We start from the raw sequence: 15,588 nt of genomic DNA on the forward strand, positions 1-15,588 counted from the left end.
TGAAACGCATGGTCAACCGCCAGGTCCTCACCGAAGACGAGCCCGGAGTATTCACCCTCGCCCAGAAACGGACCTAACACTCCGAACCACCCTCTCAGAGTATGGATGCTCCCGATGGCAGTGACATCCCGACCACGCTGACCTGTCGCAATCCGGCCTGCGGCGAAACGTACGACTTTCACGAGGTGGAAACCCGTGCCAGCGCGGACAACACGAAATGGGAGTGGCGCTGCCCCGGGTGCGGGCGAGCGAACGCAGCCCAGGGATTCATCGTGAAGCACGGCGGCGACATCCCTCTGTAGGCGACCGTCTCACCCTGGCGTCTCGCGGTGACTGCCTGCAGCCCTTCCGGCGCCATGTCAGCCCTGACCTATCTGAGTTACCGCCGCTCAGGGGTTGTGTGTGGTGGGCAGCTGCGAAACTTCGATTGGGTGGCTACCCCTGCGTGGCGCCGGGTGGGAGAGCGAGGAACTGCTCGATGTCGGCGATGGCGTCCTCCACCGTGCCGCCGACCTGCGGGTCGCGCAGCCGGGCGCGCAGGGCGGGCAGGACTCTGTCGGTATCGAGGTGATGGTGGATGCGAGCAAGATGGCCAAGGCAGATGGCTGCTGTGGCCCGGACGTCTTCCTCCGGATGATCCAGCACGCGTAGGTAGAAGTCCTGGCACCAGCGCCAGTCCGCATCGTGCAAGGCGAGCCCGACCATCGAGTCGGTGAGGGTGTCGATGTCGCCCGCCGCGAGTGCTGTCGTGGCCGTGTCGTGGGTCGCCGGAGCTGGTTCGTAGTAGCTGCGCTGTGTGCTCATGTCTCGTCCTTCGGCGGCGCGGTCGTCCTGCCCTTCCTGTCTACCAGTCCGCCGCGCTTGAGGGCGTTGCGCATGTCGTCGTTGAGGCCGTCCGAGCTGGTGTCCTCCCAGTCGCGGACATGGCCGTGGTATATCTCCACGACGTCCTCGCCAGGGTTGGACGGTTCGATGCGGCGGTGCCTGTCGAGGATGACGATCTCGCCGGTCTCGTGATCGACACCGATACGGCGACGCTCGTTGGTCTCCTTGATCTGTACCGAGCGATCCAGGGCGGTTTGACCGTTGGCGGGAGCACGGCTCGCACTGCCCATGGCCAGATTGCGGTCGGTCTCCCGATGCTTGGGCCGCTGCTCGTCGCCGACGTGCTACTCCCGGCGTACCCGGGGGGTCCTGGCGAGTTGCGCGACCGGCTTGACCAGCGCCGACTCCACCTCGGGCGGCACGGCCGCGTCGCGGAGATGCCGGTTGCGGTTCCGCTTACCCACCGAGGATCGCCCGCATGGCCATGTCGATGAGCTGGTCGACGATCAGGCTGGTGATCATCTTGAAGATTGGGATCTCCAGCAGGGATGCGCCGAGGGTGGGCACCGCGGTGGCCACCGCCTGGGCGATCTGGACCGCCAGGATGACCAGTTGAACGATGATCTGCACTTTCATCGCCAGCACGACCGCGGCGACCACCACGTAACCGGCGCCCAGAACGGTAGTGGCGGTGGTGTTCCCGGCCAACACACCGCCCGGCCCATCGGCACCAGACCAGTACGCCTCGAAGGCCGCGATCACGTCGCCCTCGTTGCCGCCAGCCACCTCCGCCGCTAGCGCGTCAGCCTCCCGGCCCACCTCCTCGACCGTGGTGGCGAATTCCATCCAGACTTGCCCGAGCTCGAAGAGCTTCTCCTCGTCGCCCTCCGGCCAGTCGTACCCGATCATGGCGAGCACCGCGGCGAGTTCACCCGGAAGCGTCATGCCCATCGTCAGCCCAACTTCGCGGCCAGTGCGCCGAACTGGCCGGTCAGGTCCTCCTCGACGGCCATCAGCTGTTCCGCCAGTGCCGCCAGATCTTCGCCGCTGCTCTGGTACTCGTCGGCCATCGCGGCGCAGCACTGCACCAGGTATCCGGAGACCACTGGAAACGAGAGGCCGACCAGGGTGCCGAGCATGTCGCCACCCCACGGCTCGCCACAGCTCTTCAACCGGGCGTCAAGCGTCTCAAGTGCGCTCGCCAGCCGGTCACCCACGTCGACGAGCCGACTGCCCGATTCCCGCACGTGATCAGGATCGATCTTCAAGGACATCGTCAACCCGCCGGCCGGGCTGTCCGGGCCTGGGCTGCGGTGAGCGCGCTCAGGAACGACTGCATCTGGTGCACCGACTGCTGCTGGACTTCCTCAAGCCGATCGAGCAGCACGGCCGGATTTGGAGCGTCCGGTGCCTCGGCGAGCGTTCGGGCTTGCAGGTCGTCGAGGGCCGCGTTGACGGCGATCGTCAACTGTTCGGCAAGGTAGCCGCTGCCCTGCCGCAGGGCCTGAGGTGCCACGGTGATCGACTCAATCCGACCGCCCGGAGCGGCCATCACGGCAATCAGTCCGTCCGCCGCAGTGGCCTCTCCACAGGTCTCTACGTCTGCCGCTGCGGGGCGGTTGGCCCGCAATTGACAAAGGGCACTCATGGCGTCGTCCATCGACTGGCGGAACTTGTCGGCATCTGCCGTCATGAGGGGCCTCCTCTTCAACCGGTCGGCAGTCGCCCGGCGGCCATGACCTGTGTCGGTCAGGGCAGGCTCGCGTCGTCCATCAGGGACGGACGCGCTGAGCGGAGAGTACCCGACCGGTTACCACTGCGGGTCCCCGCGAGGTCGGTAGCGCTAACGGTTTCGTGCTCCAGCGCGTGATTGGGCTCGGCTCTGGTCGTTCGCGCACGGTCATCGCGTGGGCGTCCAACATCCAGCCGTGAACGATCGGGTCCGCGCATGCCAGCTGCCACCGGGCGAAACCGGCGCACGCGGCACGAACCCCGACCTCCTGCGCCTGGTTGCCGGCTGCGGCGGTGAGGCCGTGAACTCTGTTGACGCCAGCTGCGGTAACGGCTCTGGCCTACCCGCCGTCCTGCGCCTGCTGATGCCTGCTCAGCTCGCTGAGCAACTCTGCCGCCACCTGTTCCGGCTCGGCCAGGCAGCGCCAGGCGGGTACCCGCTGGACAGGCATGGAACCAGCGATGATGTCGAGTCGGGCGAGCACCTTCCGCAGCTCCCGGCCGGCGGGATCACCCGCTGGATCGTCGACGACCACAGCCAGTTCGACATCGCCGTGTCGCACCACCAGATCGACAGTCCGCCCGGCCACGCCGACGCCGCGCCGCACCGTGCGGCCGACGCCGCGGAGGGCGACGTGTAACCGGTCCGCTGCCCCGGTCGCGGAGTGTAGCGGGGCGTCGGTGACCGTACTGATCGACGCCAGGGCGGTCAGCAGTCCGCGTTGACCCGACCACCATGACCGGTCGCCGATCACGACGAGCTGGGACCGTGCCCTGGTGATGGCGACGTTCCACAGGTTGGTCTGGTGCACCAGCCAGCCGCGGGTGCGGTCCGCAATGCCGTGCGCCCCGACCGGCGAGACGACCATGATGTCCCGTTCGCTGCCCTGGAATTTGTGAATCGTGGCGCAGAGCAGGTTGTCGGTGAGGCCGGCGCTGCGGAGGGCCAACGCCAGCCGACGTTGGTGCGCGGCCAGCGGCGTGACCACACCAATCGAGACATCGGGGTACGCGCGGCGCAGGCCCGCGACCTCGGCGACGACGGCGTCGATCTCGGCCTGATTGAATCCGGATCCGGTGACCCCGGGGCTGAAGGCTCCAGGAACGTCGCGCCAACGTACGGCAGGATCGGCTGTGACGGCCAGCCGCGCCGGTTCGGTGAGCACGGTGAGCCGGCCCTGGTAGACCTCCTTGTTGGGCACCTCGACAATGTCCGGGTGGCACCGGTAGTGCTCGTTCAGGAGAAGCGCGGTGCCCGACGCGGCGGCGAAAGCGTCGTACGCGGAATGGGCGGTGTAGGTCAGCCGCCGGTTGGTGAGCCAGCCGGTGCTGAGACCGGCGCGGGCCCGCTCGGTGACGTCGTCGGGTTCGGGTAGGTCCACGACAGGGGCGAGTTGACGCGGGTCCCCGATGAGCAGGGCGCGCTTCGCCCGGTACAGCATGGGCAGGATCGCGGGGATGGCGCACTGCGCCGCCTCGTCAATCACCACGAGGTCGTACATGGCGGGGCTTCTCTTGAGGCGCCGGGCGGAGAGGGCGGTCACCGCCCAGCCCGGCAGCACCCGCAGCAGCTCCGGGAAGTAGGCCCAGCTGTCCGACTTCGGCTTGGCCATCTCATCGGCGCGGTCCTGAAGCAATCGCGCGCCTGCAGCCACCCGCCGAGCGATCTGGGCCCGCAACAGGTCGATGCTGAGAGCAGGCCGTTCGGTGCTGATCACATCGGCCAGGCGCCGCCAGGAACTGTCGACGTCGGGCAGCTTGGCCAGGCGCTGCCGGCGCTCCCGCCAGCGCCGCTCGATCACCGCCCGCTCGGCGAACGCCTCAATGGCATCCCGGCCGACGAGCTGGTACGACCGCAGCCGCCACCGGTACCACCAGCCGAACCACCTGCTGGCGAGCGCCCGATCGGTCAACTGGACGAGTTGCTCCAGCGCACTGTCGTCGGTCGGCAGCGCGGCCGCACCGGTGTCCGGGTCATTGGCACGCTCGACGGCGAGGTCCGCGAGGTCGCGTTCGAGTAGCCGCCGTTCGTCCAACCGGCCACGGAGGTCGGCGATCTCGGCGGCGAGCAGTCGCAACTCGTCCCCTGGGGTGCTGTCTCCCGGCGTGGTGGGCCGATCCGTTGGTGGATACGCGGTCAGGATGTCGGCTACGTGGGCAGGCTCCTGCGAACGGTGTTCCTTGTTGCCGGTGCGCAGCAGCAGTCCCGGGCCGATCAGGTCATTCACCTTCTCAATCACCGAGTCGACGGCCTGGTTGCTCGTGGAGCCGATCAGCACACTCTGACCGACTGCGGTGGCGGTGGCGAGCAGGGCGGTGACGAGCTGACTCTTGCCGGTGCCTGGCGGCCCCTGGGCGACCGTCAGCGGCTGGGACATCGCCGCCTGGATGATCTCCTCCTGCGCCTCGTTCGTCGCGCTCATCGCTACCGTCACGACCGGCGTCGCGGTCGCCTCGTCTGGTCGGCGTGCCAGAGCGCCCAGTGCCGTCTGGTCGATGAGCCGAGGATTCTTGATCATGCCGCGTAGGTCGTCGACAAGCTGCCGCTGCGGCGAATCGGCGGCGTCGACGGTGTACAGAATCGCGGCGTTCTGCACCCCGTTCACCGGTCCCGGCCGGATGGTGCCTGCCAGCATCTTCGGGTCCAGCTCCGTCACCGGGTTCAACCCGAACGTCTTCACCAGCACCTCGACGGTCGCGGTGAGAGAGGTGGGATCACCCGGCGCGAATGCCTGTTCGACGCGTTGCAGCAGTTCGTCGCTCTCCACCTCGGAGAGCTGGAACAGGTCGACGAGCGCGGCGCTGGGGCGGGGTGGGAAGGAGGCGTGCAGAACGTCGTCCGCGCCGACGGTGACGTCACAGACCAGCAGTGGGGCGAGCCGCACCGGCGTCTGCCGGGCCGGTCGAACGGCGACGACCGGATATCCGTACTGCAGCTCCTTGCCGCCAGCGCGGGCCCTGGCGGCGAGTTCGGCTGCCGAACCACTCAGCTTGACGGGCGTCTCCGAGGTGAAGACCGCCTCAGAGCCGGGTGGCGCGGCGACATACGACCGGGTCTCGCGAGGATCGATGAGCGACTGCAGCACGGTCGAGCGCTGCATACAGTTGATGTAGTAAGTCACGAGGCGGCGCCACTGGTCCGCGTCGAACGGTGCCTCGTCTGCAGGGCTCGACGTGACGGCCGTGACCTGTCTCGCCGCGGCGGCGGATCCTGGCGCCGTCGCCAGTTTGATCGGCTCGGTGACGCCCTCACTCGACTCGACCGGTGTGTGCTGGCGACGCCGCGCCATCTCGGTCAGCGTGTAGCGGGAGAGGTCGTTGCTGGTGATCCAACCGTCGTCGGACGGCCCTTCGGCCGCGCCACGAAGACCCTCGAGAAGCACCTCGGTGAAGACCGACGGGCGATCCGGTCCCTGGGCCTTCGACGCCTTCATGTGCGTGCTGGACGTCAGGACGAAGGTGCCGCGTTGACGCTTGAGGCGGCGCGGCTCCTCACGCACCCCACCTCGGAATCGGTTGCGTGCCGTGAACGCCCCGGAGAAGCAGCAGTCGAGGAGGACCACCTTCTGGCGGGCCTTGGTGTCGTTGAGCAGATGACGCAGGGTGCCGTCGGTGTCCAGCGCGGATGCGTGCAAACTTCCACTAACAGTGTCCGTCGCGGCGAGGAACAGCGACTGCCCGTCGCCGTGCAGCACTCCGTGACCGGAATAGTAGAGCAGGGCCAGGTCGTCCCCGCGGCGCGCGCCGTAGAACTCCTCGACGACCTGGCGCAGGTGTTCCGCCGGCAGGTCCAGTTCAGCGCGAACGGTGTCGAACTCGCCGGCACCGTCGAGCAGCGTCTTGAGCTGTGCTACGTCGTGATATACCGACGGAAGAGGCGCGAGTTCACGGTCGACGTGGTACGTGGCCGTGCCAAGCAGCAGGGCATGCCGTCCCATCAGAGGCGGGTCCGCTCGATCGCGGCCCGTACCGTGCTGATCAGTTCATCGGTCTGACCGTGAGTAGGCCGGTCGATCGTCAGCTCGATGTCACCGACCCGCAGGTGCACCCGACGCCCGTCGTGGCGTCGGAGGAAGGCCAACACCACCTCGACCAACGCCTGCACGTAGCCGGGGTCCATGCCCACCAGTACGGTCACCACGCCGACCGCCAACTCTGCGACGCCTTTGGCATTCGGGTCGACAACCGGGCGTTCGACGCGCTCCACCTCGCCGATCTCGCGGAGGTCGTCCGCCAGATCGTCGGTCAGTTCGCCGAGAACGAACTCGTCGTCGTCGGCAAGCGGTGTGAAGTCAATCCGAACGCGGACGAGGGACATCCATCCTCCTGCATGAGCGGTGCTGACTAAACTACAGAAGACAGTAGGCATCGGGCCGCGTCTGTCGGCTTGCCGATCGAACGCCCCTGGTGTTCGGCAATCAGTTTCCTGCAGCGTCCCTCTTCAAGCGTAGTGCTCATCGAATCAGGATTGACGGTGACCGGGCCTGATAGGCAGCAGAGGCGACCGGCAGGTAGGACCGCAGCCCTCGCTCCCGCCAAAGCACTGCTGCCCACGCTCCATCCGTCCGGCGAGGTACGGTTCGGTATACGACCGGCAACTGGACATCGGCCATGGGTGCCAAGCGCCACGGCACGAATCTACTGATGACTGGCATCGCCATGATCCGGAAGTCAAATTGGTCGCGCGGCTAGGATTGGTGGGTACTATTTCATCCCGGAAATATGTACTAGAGTCTGCACACAAAAACATGCCCCTTCGGCTAGCAGCGCATCCTGCGAACGGGCATTTGACCAGGTCATACGCGCAGAACCCGGCCTTGAGGGTTGACGTCGAGGGGAATGGATGACGAAAGTGGTAAGCCTCCGCTAGCCCTCGCGTAATAGCGCCAAAGGATCAAGCCATGACCCAGAACGCCCGTTTGGTTTCGCGTCGCACGTCAAGACGCAAGGAAGTCTCCTTTTCGAAACCCATCGTGATCAGGGCTGGTCGAGACACGTACTTCGAGGTGGTTCTGCAGTACGTCACTCGAAGCGTCGGCTCGCAGTTATCGGTCAAAGTGAAGTACTGGAAGAACGTCAAGGGAAACTTTCGCGTAGGCTTCCCGGCGGAATTTACGCTAACTCATGACGAGGCGACTCGCTTGGCGCAGACGATAGAAGATGGTTTAGCCCTGATCCAGGAGAGCGTCGACGGCGACTACCTCGTCGTTCCGCTTGACCGCCGGATCGGTGACGACGATCAGTTGGCCGCCCTCGTAGGGGAGACGGTTGCGTCCCTCGCGACCAACCGGGAGGCGCTCCGCGCTATCGCATCTGGGCCGGAGGGTCGCCAAATTCTCAGTAACCTGCAAAACTCGGTTCGCCTCGCTGAGTTGGAAGCTTCTGCCGCTGAGCTTGAAAAGGCGTTGAACGGTGGCACCGTCAAGGAGCAGTTCTACCAAGAGTGGTGCGAGAAGCACAGTTGGGCGTTCGGAAATATATATGCGATGCGCGACGACGTTCGAGAGATCGCACTCGGCGACTCTGTCGACGGACTGCTTGCGCTGACGAGCAACGGACTGCGCGACATCTTGGAGCTAAAGCGGCCAGACATGAGCGCTATACATTACGACAAGGGTCACAAGTCTTACCACTGGTCCAGTGATGCGTCTAAGGCGATCGGGCAGTGCCACCGCTACCTTGATGCGCTCCATGAAGGAGCGTCGAAGGGTCTTCGAGATCACCCGGGAATCGTGGCCTATCATCCGCGGGCGATCATCGTCTTGGATCGCTCCAATGACTGGGAAGAGCAGAAGCTGCGGGCGTTGCACGGACTTAACGCACGGCTGCACAGCATTAGCGTGATGACGTACGACCAGTTGCTGGCCCAAGCGAACCAGCTTCTCGCCTCACTCAGGACGTCCAGCAACGAAAGTAAAATGAGCGACGGAACCCAAAGCGGGGTTGCGCCGCGCGACCTTACTCGCCTACCGCGTGTCGACGGCGAATAGCACGCCGCCCGCATCCGATATTGCGGTAAGGATCACCTTGTCGCTAGCATGCCGGATCGGCTCGCCGATCGCTGCATGATTTTCGAGATCCCAGAACCGCACGGTGCCGGTTTCATCAGCCGTCGCCACCATGGTTCGACCGTCAGGCGTCAAGGCAGCAGCGATCGCCTTGACGGCTCCTCGCTGCCCGGTGTCCAAGACCGCCAACAACTGACCGCTCTCAAGGTCTCGTACGACGAGCCTGCCCCTCGAGTGGCCGATGATTACCGATGCTCGCTCCTCTGGCGTGAACACTACTGCCATAGAGCTAACGTGGTCGTCTAACTGCAGCCGGCCTGGGTGCTGGCTCGCTCCTTCATGCAGGGCCCAGCTAAGAATGGTCTTACTGTCGCTGATCGCGCAAAGGACGGCGCGTCTGTCAGGTAGCACGGCTGCGGCAATCGCTGTAACCGGCGAGGTGTTGGCAGGCGGCATGGCGACAATCCGGTTCCCCGGACCCCAGCTCCACCATTCGAGTGTGCCATCGCTGCCGGTTGCGAGCATCACAATACGACCGTCGGCGACTGCAGCCAGTGTTAGGGCTTCGACACGGTGGGTCGGCACTTCCGAGGCGGCGCCTGAGTCGGGCGTGGAGCTATTGTCGCGCGGGTTCCACAGACGGATGGTTCGGTGAGCACCTTCGCTGGCTACGAAAATCCCCTGACCGGTTTGATTGACTACAGCTAGATCGTTAGCCGACGCAGCAACCGGTGGAGCAGCCATATGGGTCAACTCCAGCCGGTCATCGACTTGCCAAAAGGAATGCCGGGTCGGTCCTGGGTCGCGCAACAGACCGTCCAGTCGAATCTGGTCGCCGTCGTTCAGGTTAGCCCTTCGTAGCGCGCGCCAATGCTGCGTCTCGGCGCGCGCGGCCAACTGAGCATGAAGGAATGCCATGCTCTTGCCGCTGCCAGTTGCTGCCAACACCTGAACGAGCCCGGACGAGAACGCGGATAGATTCGGACCCTCTTCGGCACTATTGGCCAAGACGAAAGTCCTGCGCTGCAAAGAATCCGAACCAGCGTTGTAGGGCTCTTCCGGAGACGGTCGAGTCGGCAGCACAATCGTTCGTCGTTCCGAACTGTTGTCGAAGCACACGTCGACGATCAAGACAAGCTGCTTAACTGGACTCAATGCCAGTAGGTACCGGAAATCCCGCACGCTGATGGCGTCGACCGTGAACCCGTCAGCGGTGGTGGTGGTGTCAGCGGCGGTCAGGTACACCTCGGACGTGCGGGCATCGCGTATTCCGTGACCGATGTAATAAATGACCAATGTTTCCCGCGTCTGGGACGCTGCCTCGACGAACGACGACCAAAGGCGCTCTCGAGTGGGATTCAGCAGGAGCTCGTTAGTGGCCGGCGAAGGTCCGTCCCCGGAATCATAGAAGATGTCGGCGAGCTGCCTGGCTGGTGTCAAGTCGCGATGGACGACTGGTGTTGCGTCGGTCGTCAGGTAGCTGTCGACGCCAACGAAAAGTGCTCGCCACTCGTCTTGAGGCGCGTCCGGAACGGAGTCGCGCGCGGCTCCGTCGCTGGAGGATGGTGCCGCCGGCTCGCCGGCGGTGGGAGGTGTGCTCACTCCTCCGCCAGCTGGCCCGACTGGGCCGGGCGGACTGGGCCGGGCACCAGCCGCAGGAGGCCCGAAGCCGTCGTCGTCATCACTGTCAGTGTTCGACGACGGGAAGAGATCCGGCACCCGCTCCGCCATGGCAGCTTCCCACAGCCGGTCAAAACGGTCGCACTGCGCGTCCGGATCGGCCATCCGGTCGAGCTTGGCAAGGAACTCGACGATCTTGAGCAGCCGCGGCAAGTTGGGGATCTGAGGCAGCGAGAAGACGTTCTTGACGACGTTCGGACCGCAGCCGCAGGCACGTGCCATGTCGCGGACCGATGGCCATCCGGCGCGGGCATGGAGGCGGTGCAGCTCATGGTTGAGCTGCTTCAATCCTCCGGTCACGCCAGGAGGGCGACTCAGCGCCGCCATGCCACCCCTGAAGGTCAAGGCTCACCCGCCGGGTGGCAGGCGCGATCAAGCGTAGTGACCTTCGATGTGGTGGTCGAATTGAACGCTTCCTCAGGCTTTCGGTGTACCGGAATGTACCGGGGCGCCCCGGGCCGTAACCCACCGGTGGCCGAACGCACCAGTCCCATCCGGGACAGTCCATGTTGTCGTCTCCCGTAACGCAGCGTGTCTGCGGGCCTGATCCGGGCGCGAGAATTTTCGTCAGGTCCGGAAGGGTAGAAGGAGGACACGCCGATGATCAACGAGCTTTCCGGCGCGGCGCTGGACGGCATCGTCGAGAACCTGCCGACAGCGCTGATCATGGCCGGGCTGGCGGCGGCAACCATGGTTGCTCGCCGTCGTAGCCGCAGGCGCAACGCGAAACATAGCGGCGAAGACGCCGCCTGATCTCGCCGAGCGCTCAAGGCCGTCAACGATCCACCGACGGCCTTGAGCGCTCCACCGGTGAAGTTGCCGCGTACGCCCACGCCGACCACGCCTGCCAAGGTCCCGACTCCCGTTCCGCCCCAGCTCCGCTGGTGAGACGTACAGGTCGGGCTGTCACCCCAACTCGCGCGGCTCCACTTGGACGCGGCGGCACCCAGGCGACTCGATGGTTGCCCCGGTGCCCGTTCCCAAGCGCAGGCCTACGAACGGGGCGATGGATGTCCTCTGTAATACCCGCGGTTAACGCCACCGCCTGGCTTGTGGATTGCCGCGCATGCCGTGGTGCCACGTCTTCTCGTAGGCGAGGATGTCGGCGTACTGGTTGCGGGTCTCCTCCGAGCGGTACGCCTTCTCCGGCTTGGTCGCGCTCCACTCGCCCATGAAGGGCGCCAGGTCTTTGGGACGCGGTTCGATGTCGAAGTCCACCTCGGCGAGCGCAGCCGGGTTGATCGTGGGGTCGAGCCGGTCAGCTTCCTTCCTCGCCCAACTCGCCCAGCGATCGAGATTCTGGCCAGCGCCAGCGCCGTCTGGGGCGGAGGCTTCGAGCGCAGCGCAGAAGCTCCGGATGGCGTCCGCGGCCACCCAGTTGTCGAACGCGGCACGGAAGCGGTCCGTGCGAAGCTTCTCAGTCGCCCGGACCGTGGCAGTCGCCTTGGTCTGCTCCCACTGGGCACGTTCTTCGGCCTTCTGCCGCTCCCGACGCTCCTCCTGTTCCCTGCGACTACGCTCCCACTCCTCGTGCTCGCGCTGGTCGGCCAGATACCCGGCCTCTACGTCCTTCAGGATCTTCTGGACGCGAGTCTCAAGCAGGCTGCGCTTGTCGTCGGTCCAGGTGTCCGAGTTGCCGTGGCCGGAACGATTGACCTCAAGGACAAGACGGCCGCTGGGCACACGGTCGAACTCGGGCAGCGGTGTCCATGGTTGCCGCCTCTTGCGCCGCTGCTCGTCATCGGTGAGGACGTGCGGCACCTTGTCGTACTCCTCGCTGATCCTCACCGCGCGCTGGGACTTTTCCAACCGCAGCGACAGGGTGGGCCGCGCACCCTTGGTGTTGACGACCAGGCGGTGCCCGCGGCTGCGGGCCGCCGCGGCGAGCAGGCGGACGAGCTCCAACGCCCGAGGCAGCAGGTCGGCCGATACGGCGAGCGCGGCAGGGTTCTTCTCCAGGGCAGCGACGATCTCCTCGTCGACCGTGAGCTGGTGCTGCGAGGCGATCCGGAAGGCGTCCCACCCGGTGCTGGCGCCGATGGCCTTGTCGTAGAGCCTGACGACGATGTCACCGCGGCTCCGGCCAGTGTGTCGAAGCTCGTGTCCGTCCGGAACAAGCTTGTACTGCTTCGCCGCGTGGATGGCACGCCGGTATCGCGCCCGGGTCTGCTCATCCGGCTCCTCGATCCGTACGACCCCGTCGCCTTGCGCCAGTTGGTCGACCAGTTGCTGGGCCAAGACCATGGTCGCCGAGGTCGTGCCATCGGTGCTTGCCGCTGCCGGCTGCTGTCGGGGGACGGGTACCGCATCGCTTTTCCGCCGGGTCGTCGACGGGCTGACATTGTGAGCGGGGTCCTCGGGGTGGTACCCGTGCTGAAGGTAGAAGCGGCCTGCGTCCGTGACGGTCGCCCGCCACGTCCCGTCCTTACGAGTGATGTCCACCAAGTGGCGGTTCTGTAGAGCACGCGCGGACGTTCGGTGTGCGACGCCCTCCGGGGTACTGAGGTCATCCCCGTTGGCAATCCGACGCAGTAGATTCACCTGGCGCTCGTTGAGCCGATCCCAGCGCTGCATCAGACAACCGTGCCCGCTGCAGACTGCCCGCGCAACGGTATCTACCAGGGGCGGCAGGATGTCTGGTGATCCGCGTACGCGCTGGGTTAAGTGCCGCGCGCTTCAATGGTTGCAGCGATCCGGTCGAGGGCAGGCTTGGTGAGTGCCCCCTGATCTGCGTGAATCGGCGGTGAGGCAAGGGATGCCTCGGTGCGTACGAGGACGACAAGTGACGGGGCGTCGGCGGGCAGAGGCCTTTCTCAATCCGCCAGGGTGGCTCGCCACGCGTTGACCAGTCGCGCTACCTCGGGGTGTCGATCTTCGGGTGCCACGTGGGTGGCGTGGGTGGCAAGCCGAGCCTGGGACGGGGTGCCTCGCCAGCCGTGGGGGGAGTCGAGCAGGTGCCAGATGGTGCGGCCGAGGGTGTACACGGTGGTCTGCTGGTCGATGATGGCACCGCGGACGAACTCTTCTGGGGTCATGTAGCGGCGGGATCCGGGCAGGCGGTCGGTGTCGAGCACGAAGGGGCCGGGCCGGTACTCGTCCAGGTCGATCAGCCACATCTGTCGAGCGTCGAAGTCGTAGAGGAAGCAGCCGTCGTACAGGTCGACCGCGACGTGGCCAGCCGCTGCGACGGCCTCGTGCGCGTCGAGGATCGTGGTGATCGCCGCCTCGACGTCGGGGAGAAGCAGCTGTTGGAACCGGTTAAGTGCGGCTCGGTCCGAGCCGTGCGTGGTGGCGTGGTTGAGTACTGACCCGTCGTGCCAGGGGTAGACCAGCACTGGCCCGTCACGGCTGTTGAGGATCTGCTCGGTGCGGACGATCGCTGGGTGCTGGACCGCGGCGTGGAATCGTGTGGCCCGGATCAGTGAGAGGCCGGCGGGCACGGTGGTGGCCTTCTTGACGAACCAGCGGCGCCCGGCCTCCTCGACGCCGTAGGACAGGCATCCCGAGTCTTGCTTGTTAAAGACCGTGAACGCGGACGCGAGCGGCAGGTCGGACATGTTGGCGAACCTACGCCCCCACGTAGCCGTCAGGTCCTTCGCTTGTGCCGGTCCGCCGGCAGATGCCCGTCTGCTCCGGGGACCAGGCGGGTTCGCGGTGGTTGCCGGCGGCTTCTATGAGTGCTGCCGGTACACGTGCGGCGAGTTGTTCCGCCTGGTTGACGGTGCGTGTCCCGGTCCGACGGAATCTCAGGCGGGACGATGGTCGAGGCCATAGTTGTTCCACCACGACGGTCGGTGCCTTCGAAGGGCTCCTGCGACTCGGGTCAGTAGCAGCCAGTTACCGTTCAGTGTCAGTGCCGCGTCCTCCGGCCTGCTGGCGAGCAGCCGGTCGACGGCCGCGACCATGTCGGGGACTGCCCTGCCGGACGTGTCGTCCTTGAGCATGTGGAAGACGATGTTGACGTACGTGTCGGGTTCCCATTCCCATTGGGAGCCGTCGTCGTCCTCGGCGTCGTAGTAACCGTTTCTGCCGGCATAGACGCTGACGGTGTAGCCGGATTCCTCGCCGAGGTCGGCGCCGAGTAGTCGGGGGTATCCGGGCAGAGTTGACTCCTCGACGTTCCCAGGAGCCGCGATTTCGGCCACTTGTTCCAGCGGGATGTCGCCCGCCAGCGTCAGTCGGTACTCGATACCCACGTGCTGCCTGCCTTCTCAGTCTCGTCGGACGATTTGAATGATCTCACCGCTGCGGATCAGCGCCGTGAGTTCTTTGAGGTGGTGGATGGGCCAATCGTCGAACTGCTTCTGCAGGGCGCCGAGGTCGCCACGCCAGTCCTGCAGGTTGAGCATGATCCGTTGGGTCTGCTGGCTGGCCACCTTCCCCGACACTTCCGTCCACACGCCGCGCGTGGCTTTCGCGGGAGTTGGCGAGTAGCAGTCGAAGACATGGCCTTCGATCAGGTAGTCCGGGTCCTTGTCCGGCTTCCCGCCGTCGCCCGTGTTCCGCCGCGCCTCGGCGATCTCGTGCCTGGTCGGGTTCTGGTGCAGGCGGTAACCCTTGCCGGCGACGGTGTCGGCACACGCGTTCTCCAACTCCAACGCACGCTGCACCCTGTGATCCGCCCGTGGCGGGATTTTGGTTCGGGGCCCGGTGGGTGAGCCGGGGACGCCGGTGGGGTGCCGGCTCCACGGCGCGGGGTTGCGGTTGCCGGAGGTATCGCCGCCGGAGGTGGGAGGCGTCGAGTTCGGTTTGGTGGTGGCAAGAGGGGGCGGGCTGGCCGGTCTGGGACTGCCAGCCCCGATCAGTTTCCCGAGGACCCGATCTGCCGTGCTTCAGCGACCGCGGCTTCGACGAGTTGCCGAGTGGTGCTGGTGCGCTGGACTACCAGTACCAGGACCTGCTTGATGCTTTCCAGCGCCTGTAGCAGCGGGCCGGGCTGCCCGCCCTGAAGGATCATGGTGACGAGCCGCTGTGCCTCACCGACCTGAGCGATAGTCGCTGCCGTCGCGTCTCGGGCGCTGTCCACCGCGGCCTGGACGGGTGTCAGCCCGGCGATCGTCTCCTGCGGAGTTGCCCCATGCGGAACAGATGCGGTTGCCTTCGTTGCCTCACCGATCGAACCGCCGAGGCTGCCCAGGCCGCCTTGAATATCGGTGATCGCACTGCGCACTCGCGTCACGCCCACCGCCACCGCGGCGAAGCCAGCGCCCGCGGCTCGCAGGGCCACCTCCTGTGCCTGGCTGTCGGCCGCGGCTGCCAATCCCTGCGCGCGCTCGACGCCTGCCGCCAGGGCCCGGAGCTCAGCGGTGATCTTTTCGATGTGCGACACGTGGTCGGCTCCCCA

At 65.9% G+C, this 15,588-nt stretch carries 15 protein-coding genes; 2 read left to right on the forward strand and 13 right to left on the reverse strand.

Annotation, left to right across the window (positions count from 1 at the left end; all coding sequences use genetic code 11):
* Positions 1-435: 435 nt before the first annotated feature.
* The 7 genes from ABZS40_RS35065 to ABZS40_RS35095 all read right to left on the reverse strand — a co-directional run bounded on the left by ABZS40_RS35065 (position 436) and on the right by ABZS40_RS35095 (position 6,874).
* The gene (locus ABZS40_RS35065; protein ID WP_354948834.1) at positions 436-804 is read right to left on the reverse strand and encodes a hypothetical protein; all 369 of its coding nucleotides are present in this window, start codon (positions 802-804) and stop codon (positions 436-438) included.
* Complete coding sequence (locus tag ABZS40_RS35070) at positions 801-1,115, reverse strand: hypothetical protein (RefSeq protein ID WP_354948836.1); 315 nt, start codon at positions 1,113-1,115, stop codon at positions 801-803. Before ABZS40_RS35070 ends, ABZS40_RS35065 begins: the two co-directional genes overlap by 4 nt.
* Before the next feature lie 166 nt (positions 1,116-1,281).
* Positions 1,282-1,770, reverse strand: coding sequence for a hypothetical protein (locus tag ABZS40_RS35075; RefSeq protein WP_354948838.1), 489 nt, complete (start codon positions 1,768-1,770; stop codon positions 1,282-1,284).
* Positions 1,771-1,778: 8 nt separating this feature from the next.
* Positions 1,779-2,072 carry a hypothetical protein gene (locus ABZS40_RS35080; RefSeq protein WP_354948840.1) on the reverse strand — a complete coding sequence of 98 codons (294 nt, stop codon included), beginning with the start codon at positions 2,070-2,072 and terminating at the stop codon, positions 1,779-1,781.
* A gap of 29 nt (positions 2,073-2,101) precedes the next feature.
* The gene (locus ABZS40_RS35085) at positions 2,102-2,518 is read right to left on the reverse strand and encodes a hypothetical protein (protein WP_354948842.1); all 417 of its coding nucleotides are present in this window, start codon (positions 2,516-2,518) and stop codon (positions 2,102-2,104) included.
* A 379-nt stretch (positions 2,519-2,897) separates the two neighbouring features.
* Positions 2,898-6,494, reverse strand: coding sequence for an AAA domain-containing protein (locus tag ABZS40_RS35090; protein WP_354948844.1), 3,597 nt, complete (start codon positions 6,492-6,494; stop codon positions 2,898-2,900).
* Positions 6,494-6,874: a hypothetical protein gene (locus ABZS40_RS35095; RefSeq protein WP_354948845.1), complete on the reverse strand. Its 381-nt coding sequence runs from the start codon at positions 6,872-6,874 to the stop codon at positions 6,494-6,496. Before ABZS40_RS35095 ends, ABZS40_RS35090 begins: the two co-directional genes overlap by 1 nt.
* Before the next feature lie 583 nt (positions 6,875-7,457).
* Between ABZS40_RS35095 and ABZS40_RS35100 the strand changes: the two genes are divergently transcribed.
* Entirely contained in the window at positions 7,458-8,546 is a 1,089-nt protein-coding gene (locus ABZS40_RS35100; protein ID WP_354948847.1) for a Shedu anti-phage system protein SduA domain-containing protein, read from the forward strand.
* Here the strand turns inward: ABZS40_RS35100 and ABZS40_RS35105 are convergent.
* A complete protein-coding gene (locus ABZS40_RS35105) occupies positions 8,523-10,544 on the reverse strand; it encodes a hypothetical protein (RefSeq protein ID WP_354948849.1) in 2,022 nt (673 codons plus the stop codon). The genes ABZS40_RS35100 and ABZS40_RS35105 overlap by 24 nt on opposite strands.
* A 300-nt stretch (positions 10,545-10,844) precedes the next feature.
* Here ABZS40_RS35105 and ABZS40_RS35110 point away from each other — a divergent pair, with 300 nt between their 5' ends.
* A complete protein-coding gene (locus tag ABZS40_RS35110; protein WP_354948851.1) occupies positions 10,845-10,997 on the forward strand; it encodes a hypothetical protein in 153 nt (50 codons plus the stop codon).
* A 279-nt stretch (positions 10,998-11,276) separates the two neighbouring features.
* On the opposite strand, the gene ABZS40_RS35115 is transcribed toward ABZS40_RS35110, so the two are convergent.
* The 5 genes from ABZS40_RS35115 to ABZS40_RS35135 form a co-directional block, all read right to left on the reverse strand.
* A complete protein-coding gene (locus ABZS40_RS35115; RefSeq protein ID WP_354948853.1) occupies positions 11,277-12,818 on the reverse strand; it encodes a hypothetical protein in 1,542 nt (513 codons plus the stop codon).
* Positions 12,819-13,057: 239 nt separating this feature from the next.
* Positions 13,058-13,801, reverse strand: a complete 744-nt coding sequence (locus ABZS40_RS35120; RefSeq protein WP_354948855.1) for a serine/threonine protein kinase — start codon at positions 13,799-13,801, stop codon at positions 13,058-13,060.
* A 189-nt stretch (positions 13,802-13,990) separates the two neighbouring features.
* Positions 13,991-14,440 (reverse strand): SitI3 family protein, encoded by a 450-nt coding sequence (locus ABZS40_RS35125; protein ID WP_354948857.1) that lies wholly within the window; start codon positions 14,438-14,440, stop codon positions 13,991-13,993.
* A gap of 15 nt (positions 14,441-14,455) precedes the next feature.
* Complete coding sequence (locus ABZS40_RS35130) at positions 14,456-14,854, reverse strand: hypothetical protein (RefSeq protein ID WP_354948859.1); 399 nt, start codon at positions 14,852-14,854, stop codon at positions 14,456-14,458.
* A 191-nt stretch (positions 14,855-15,045) separates the two neighbouring features.
* Positions 15,046-15,573, reverse strand: a complete 528-nt coding sequence (locus ABZS40_RS35135; protein WP_354948861.1) for a DUF6244 family protein — start codon at positions 15,571-15,573, stop codon at positions 15,046-15,048.
* Between the last annotated feature and the right edge of the window lie 15 nt (positions 15,574-15,588).

This window comes from Micromonospora sp. NPDC005324, from assembly GCF_040607155.1.
Classification (GTDB): domain Bacteria; phylum Actinomycetota; class Actinomycetes; order Mycobacteriales; family Micromonosporaceae; genus Micromonospora; species Micromonospora trifolii.

What these genes read in the sequence shown, in the direction of transcription:
- ABZS40_RS35120 (WP_354948855.1), bottom strand. Translation starts at nt 13,801, where the DNA reads ATGTCCGACCTGCCGCTCGCGTCCGCGTTCACGGTCTTTAACAAGCAA.
- ABZS40_RS35090 (WP_354948844.1), bottom strand. Translation starts at nt 6,494, where the DNA reads ATGGGACGGCATGCCCTGCTGCTTGGCACGGCCACGTACCACGTCGAC.
- ABZS40_RS35110 (WP_354948851.1), top strand. Translation starts at nt 10,845, where the DNA reads ATGATCAACGAGCTTTCCGGCGCGGCGCTGGACGGCATCGTCGAGAAC.
- ABZS40_RS35070 (WP_354948836.1), bottom strand. Translation starts at nt 1,115, where the DNA reads ATGGGCAGTGCGAGCCGTGCTCCCGCCAACGGTCAAACCGCCCTGGAT.
- ABZS40_RS35075 (WP_354948838.1), bottom strand. Translation starts at nt 1,770, where the DNA reads ATGACGCTTCCGGGTGAACTCGCCGCGGTGCTCGCCATGATCGGGTAC.
- ABZS40_RS35100 (WP_354948847.1), top strand. Translation starts at nt 7,458, where the DNA reads ATGACCCAGAACGCCCGTTTGGTTTCGCGTCGCACGTCAAGACGCAAG.
- ABZS40_RS35085 (WP_354948842.1), bottom strand. Translation starts at nt 2,518, where the DNA reads ATGACGGCAGATGCCGACAAGTTCCGCCAGTCGATGGACGACGCCATG.
- ABZS40_RS35065 (WP_354948834.1), bottom strand. Translation starts at nt 804, where the DNA reads ATGAGCACACAGCGCAGCTACTACGAACCAGCTCCGGCGACCCACGAC.
- ABZS40_RS35115 (WP_354948853.1), bottom strand. Translation starts at nt 12,818, where the DNA reads ATGCAGCGCTGGGATCGGCTCAACGAGCGCCAGGTGAATCTACTGCGT.
- ABZS40_RS35095 (WP_354948845.1), bottom strand. Translation starts at nt 6,874, where the DNA reads ATGTCCCTCGTCCGCGTTCGGATTGACTTCACACCGCTTGCCGACGAC.